Source organism: Streptomyces hirsutus (genome assembly GCF_001418415.1).
Classification (GTDB): domain Bacteria; phylum Actinomycetota; class Actinomycetes; order Streptomycetales; family Streptomycetaceae; genus Streptomyces; species Streptomyces hirsutus.
Window position 1 is genome coordinate 1 of record NZ_LIQT01000345.1, and the last position, 6,065, is coordinate 6,065.

A 6,065-nucleotide genomic window follows, 5' to 3' on the forward strand; every position below is an offset into this window, starting at 1 on the left:
CGCGGTGGAACACCCTGCGGGCCCCTCTCCCGCCCCCGCGACGGACCTCCTTGCGGGCCCTCTTGTGGCGCATCACCCCGTGGCCGCCGTCCTCGCCCCACAGTCCGGATCGGCGGCCACGGGGTGATGCGTCACAAGAGGGCCCGCAAGGAGGTCCGTGGAGGGGGCGGGAGAGGGGCCCGCAGGGTGTTCCACCGCGGATCTCCTCGCGGCAGGACGCTCCGCCGGACCCGGCGCGGCGTGCTCCTGCCGACCCGGGCGTGGTGTCGCCCGGGTCAGGAGGATCACGCCCCACGACGCGAGTGCCGCGCCGGTCAGGGCGAGCAGCACCTCCGTCGGGCCGCCCCGGAACCGCTCGCCGAGCAGGCAGAGTCCGATCACCGCGGCGGCCACGGGGTTCGTCAGGGTCACCACCGCGAGAGGAGCGTCCAGCCCGCTGCGGTAGGCGGTCTGGGACAGCAGCAGTCCGCCGGCCGCGAACACGGCGACGAGCAGGGCCACCCCGATCACCCGCACGTCCGGCAGCGGACCCGGATGGCCCGTCACCGCCACCGTCACGGTCTGGGTGAGCGCCGAGGCCACCCCGGAGGCGATGCCCGACGCGGCCGCGTGCCGCAGCCCGGGCCGGGCACGCGGCCGCGACAGGACGCCGATCAGGGCAGCCGTGGCACCCGCGACCAGCAGCGCCTCGGACACGGACAGCGTGTCGTCCGGTGCCGTCCCCGAGGCGGTGACCAGGATCGCCGCGAGACCGGCGAGGGTGAACGCCGTACCCCGCCACTCCGTGCGACCCACCCGTCGCCCCGCGACCCATGCCCCCAGAGGCACGGCCGCCACCAGCGTGAGCGCGCCGAGCGGCTGGACCACGGTCAGCGGGCCGTACGCGGCGTTCAGCTGGTGGCAGTGGTGGTGCCGGGTCGTGCTGTGGTGCAGGCCTTCGCCGGTGCGGGTTCGATGCGAAACACGTCCGTACCGATACGAGTCCGTACCGATACGGAACCGTTCCGGTACACTCCCGTATCGATGGGCAGGGACGCAGGCGCACAGGAAGCCGGCGCCCCGGAGGGCCCGTCCCCAGGACGAGGAGTCGAGTCGATGACGTCGCAGGCCGCGGACCGGCCGGAACCGGTCGGCAGTTCGCGCCGCTCCAAGATCACGCCCGAGCGTGAGCAGGAGTTCTTCGATGCGGTTCTGGAACAGATCCGTCAGTGCGGCTACGACGCCGTCACCATGGACGGGGTCGCGGCCCGGGCGCGGTGCAGCAAGTCCACGCTGTACCGGCAGTGGCAGACCAAGCCCCGGTTCGTCGCCGCAGCCCTGCGCTCCAGCGGGCAGGCGCGCTTCGCCGGCATCGACACCGGTACCCTGGCGGGGGACCTGCGCGAGGCCGCCCGGAGCGCGGGCGCGTGGTCGGCGAAGGACACCTCGTTGTTACAGGCGCTCGGGCACGCGGTCACGCAGGACCCGGAGCTGGCCCAGGCGCTGCGCGAAGCGCTGGTCGAACCGGAGATCGTCGCGCTGGAGGCGATCCTGCGGCGCGGGGTCGAACGTGGTGAGGTCTCCGCGGAGAACCCGGCGCTGGCGTACGTCCCGGCCCAGATCTTCGGCGTGCTGCGGGTGCGGCCCCTCCTGGAGGGGCGGAACGCGGACCCGGACTATCTGCTCCGGTTCGTGGAGGCCGCCGTACTGCCGGCACTCGGCCTCGAATGAGACCAGGGCCGCCGTTCCCGGATGACCGGGCGGCGACCCGACCGCGCCGCACCGTGGGGACGGGGGCGGCGCGCACCACCGGCCGGGTGGGGCTCCCCTTGAGCGGAGGGGAGCCCCACCCGGCCGTCTGCCCGGCGTGGCGGACGCCGGGCGGCGGGCTCAGACGTCCTGGCCGTTGCCGCGGCCGCTGCTCTCCGCCTTCTTTATGCCCCTGGTGATGTCGTCGAGGACGGACTGCTTCTGGTCGGTGTCCAGACCGAAGCGGACGACGACCATCTGCTCGGGCTGCGCGGGGGAGGGGAAGGCCAGCGACTGGACGTACCCGTCGGAGCCCTTGCTGGTGACCGCCTTCCAGCGCACCAGGTAGCCCTTCTGCCCGGCGACGGTCACCGCCTTCGACTCGAGGACCTCGTGCGAGCCGATCCTCCCGTAGGAATCGCCGCCGTACGACTCCTCGGCGTTGGCGGAGATGTCCGCCTTGGCGACCGCCTCCGCGGTGGAGCCGCGGGTGCCGAGGGCCCGTGCCGGTGCCGAGTACGCGCCGCCCTTGGTGCAAGTGCTGGAGGCGTCGCCGGGGCAGTCGTACGTGTCCTCCGACATGATCTGGGCGCCCACCTGGCCCTCCTGGCCGTACCAGCCGTCCGGGATGGGCAGGCTGATTCCGCTCAGCCCGTCGGTCACCGACCCGCTCTCGACCCGCGGCGGCTCGGAGGCGTCCGGGCCGGGGCCGTCCTCGGGATCTCCTGGACCCCCGTCCGACCCGCCGTCCCGGCCGCCCGGCTCCTGCGAGGCGGTGGAGGTGCCGCTCCCGTCGTCGTCGGTCAGCGCGTACACGCCGACCCCGATGCTCGCCAGCACCGCGACGGCCGCTGCCACGGCTATTCCGATGCGCAGCCCGCGCCCCCGGCCGGAGCCCGGACCGGACTGCACGACCCCGGGGTACCCGGGATGCGCCGGATACGCGGGGTACGCCGGCTGGGCCGGATACGCCGGTCCGGCGGCCGTGCCCGGCGCAGGAGGGTCCCAGGCGGGTGCCGATCCCGTCGGCCGGACCTGGTCCGTCCAGGCGGTACCGTCCCACCAGCGCTCGGTGGCCGGTCCGTCATTCGTCTGCCCGGGGTCGGGATACCACCCGGGAGGAGTCGCCTGCGTCATGCCCCCACCGTATGAGGCGTCGGTGAAAGAGGGATGAGAGAGGTCCGTAAGTTCGGGGGTCCGAGGTGGTGCGGGCCGCGAGCGCGTGCCCGGCGAGCATGTCGGCAGAGCGGCCGGGCTCCGGGGGCCGGGAGGTCCGGACCTCCCGGCCCCCGGAGCCCGGCCCGGGAGTCCCCGACCCGGCCCCGCCCCCTGCAGAAAAGATCCGACGAACCGTCACTTTCCCTTCCCTTGACAGGTGTTGACCGCAGGACCCCTGATGAGGGGCAGGGTGCGTCGACCCCTGTACCCGGTGTCACCCGTCACGGCAAGAGCCCGGTTGGTAGTCCTCCGTCGGGGCCCTCGGAGGACTACGCTCGACGCCTGTACGTCGTTCGGGCGGCTTGGGGAGGTAGCGGAATGACGGAGGTGCGGCCCACGGCATCGGCCTCTCTCTGGGAACGGGACGAGGAGATCGCCACCATCACCGCGGTGGTCGACACCCTGTGCGCGGACCGTTCCTCGCCCGGCAGCCTGCTGGTGCTGCGGGGCGAGTCGGGACTGGGCAAGACCGCGCTGCTCGCCGAGACCCGGCGCATCGCCGAACAACGCGGCTGCACCGTGTGGTCGGCCCGCGGCGGCGAGACCCTGCGCACCGTCCCGTTCAACGTCGTACGCCAACTCCTCCAGCCCGCGCTGCTGTCGATGCTGCCGGAGGAGGCCCGCGAGTACCTCGGCGACTGGTACGACATCGCCGGCCCCGCCCTCGGCATAGCCGAGCCCGGCGACCGGCACGCCGACCCGCAGGGCGTCTGCGAGGGCCTGGTCGCCGCCGTGCGCCGGCTGGCCCGCCGGGACTGGCCGCTGGTACTGACCATCGACGACGCCCACTGGGCCGACCAGGAGACCCTGAACTGGCTCTCCGCCTTCACGGAAAACCTGACGGACCTGCCCGTTCTCGTCATGGTCGCCCGTCGGCCCGGCGACATCTCCGGAGTGAGCACCCGCCACCTGGACGCCGTCGCCGCCGCGACCGAGCACCCGGTCACCGTCCTCAGCGCGCTGACCCCGCCCGCCGCGGCCGGCCTCACCCGCGCCACCCTCGGCGAGAACGCGGACGCCGCGTTCTGCCGCGAGGTGTGGGCCGTCACGGGCGGCAACCCCTACGAGACCGTGGAACTCCTCGCCAAGGTCCAGGACAGCGAACTCGAACCCGTCGAGGCGAACGCCGGTGAACTGCGTGCGCTGAACCGCTCCGCCCGCGGCGGCGGACTCGTCGCCCGACTGGAAGAACTCGGCATAGACGCCACCCGGTTCGCCTGGGCCGCCGCCATCCTCGGCAGCGACATCACCGTCGACCTGGTGGCCGAGCTCGCCACCCTCGACCACGACGACGCCGTCCGCTGCGCCGAGCGGCTGCGCAGCGCCCGCATCCTCACCGCCCCCGACCCCGGCACCGGCCGTACCGCACCCGCCGACCTCGAGTTCGTCCACCCGCTGATCGCCACCGCCGTCTACAACTCCATCCCCGACGCGCTGCGCCGCGCCATGCACGGCATCGCCGCCCGGATCGTCACCGAGTCCGGACGCGGCGCCGCGGCCGCCTCCCGCCACCTCCTCGAAGTACACCCGGACGACGACGAGGAACTCGTCCGGCAACTGCGGGACGCCGCCGGTGAACACCTCGCCGTCGGCGCCCCGGACGCCGCCCGCCGCTGCCTGGAGCGTGCCCTGGAGGAACCTCCCCGCCCCGAGGTCCACGCGCGCGTGCTCTACGAACTGGGCTGCGCCACCTTCCTCACCGCGCCCGCCCGGACCATCGGCCATCTGCGGACCGCGCTCGGCATGTCCGGCCTCGACGGGGACGCACGGGTGGACGCCGTGGTCCGGCTCTCCCAGGCGCTGCTGCACAACGACCAGATGGAGGAGGCCGTCCGCACCGTCGACGAGGAGGCCGCCCGGCTGGAGCCCGGCCCCGCCCGGATGCGGTTGCAGGCCGTGCAGTTCATGTGGGAAGGCATCCACGCCGGCGAGACCACCGCTCCCGGCCGTTCCGAACGCCTCGCCGCCCTCGCCGCCACCTGCACCGGCCGGGACAACTCCGAACGCGCGCTGCTCATTCTGCGCGGCTTCGACGCCATGATGCGCGGCGAGAACGCCGAAGTGGTCACCGAGAACAGCGACCGCGTCCTCGTCAACGGCCGCCTCGCGCCCGGCCTCGGCTGGACCGACGCCGAATGGGGCGTCGAACTGCTGCTGATGCTGGCCAGCACGTACGCCTACACCGACCGCCTCGACCGTGCCGAAAGCCTCTACAACGAGGCCCTGCGCTCCTACGAGACAGCCGGCTGGAGCGGCGGCCACCTGGTCCTCGCCCACGCCTACATCGGGCTCGCGCACCGCAGGCGGGGCCGCCTCGCGGCGGCGGAGAAGTCGCTGCGCGAATCCCTGCGCCTGGCCGAACGCGTGGGCCGCGGCCTGCCCCTGTACTGGACGGCGACCTGCAACCTGGTCGACACCCTGCTCGTCCGCGGCCATGTGGACGAGGCCTGGGAAGTCGCCGAACGGCACGGGTTCGCGCCGCCCTACCCGTCCACCATCGTGCTGCCCGACCCCCGCTCGGTGCGCGGCAGGCTGCTGCTCGCGGTCGGCCGTACGAAGGACGGCATCAACGAACTGGAGGCCGCCGAGAAGGCTGCGGCCTCCCGCGGCCACCACAACCCCGTCCACCTGTTCTGGGCCGCCGACCTCGCCCGTGCCCTCGCCACCGAGGACCCGGCCCGTGCCGCCCGGCTCGCCGTCGAGTACCGCAGCCAGGCCGAGCGCTTCGGCACGGACACCGCCATAGGCGAGGCCCTGCGCTGCGCCGCCGCCCTGGAGACCGGCCGGCGGGCGGTGAGGCTCGCCGCCCGGGCCGTCGCCTACCTGGAGTCCTCACCCTGCCAGTACGAACACGCGGTGGCCCGCGTCGAGTACGGCATCCTCGCCCGCTCGCGGACCGACCTGGAGCGGGGCCTGGCGCTCGCACGCTCCTGCGGCGCGGACGGCCTGGCCGCCCGCGCCGAGGCCGAACTGGCCACGGCGACCGGCCGGGCCCGGGCCGCCGGCTCGGCCACGGCCCCGGGCCCGTGCCCCGACCGGTCTCGGTCCGCAGTGCTCCGGCGGCAGCGGACGTCGTCACCGTCGTCGGTGACGTCACTGACGACGGTGACGACGTCCGC

At 74.0% G+C, this 6,065-nt stretch carries 3 protein-coding genes and 1 pseudogene; 2 read left to right on the top strand and 2 right to left on the bottom strand.

Translation table 11 applies throughout. The features are described from left to right. Positions 1-72: 72 nt before the first annotated feature. Positions 73-900 (bottom strand): annotated as a pseudogene (locus AOK11_RS24885) (DMT family protein); the annotation flags it as partial. Between the two features lie 195 nt (positions 901-1,095). Here AOK11_RS24885 and AOK11_RS24890 point away from each other — a divergent pair. Further along, a complete protein-coding gene (locus tag AOK11_RS24890; protein WP_055595970.1) occupies positions 1,096-1,710 on the top strand; it encodes a TetR/AcrR family transcriptional regulator in 615 nt (204 codons plus the stop codon). A 159-nt stretch (positions 1,711-1,869) separates the two neighbouring features. Here the strand turns inward: AOK11_RS24890 and AOK11_RS24895 are convergent, their stop codons facing one another. Further along, positions 1,870-2,865 carry a DUF2510 domain-containing protein gene (locus AOK11_RS24895; protein WP_055595971.1) on the bottom strand — a complete coding sequence of 332 codons (996 nt, stop codon included), beginning with the start codon at positions 2,863-2,865 and terminating at the stop codon, positions 1,870-1,872. A 399-nt stretch (positions 2,866-3,264) separates the two neighbouring features. On the opposite strand from AOK11_RS24895, the gene AOK11_RS24900 reads away from it, so the two are divergent. Beyond that, positions 3,265-6,065: ATP-binding protein (locus AOK11_RS24900; RefSeq protein ID WP_079035063.1), on the top strand; the 2,801-nt coding region annotated here is incomplete at its 3' end.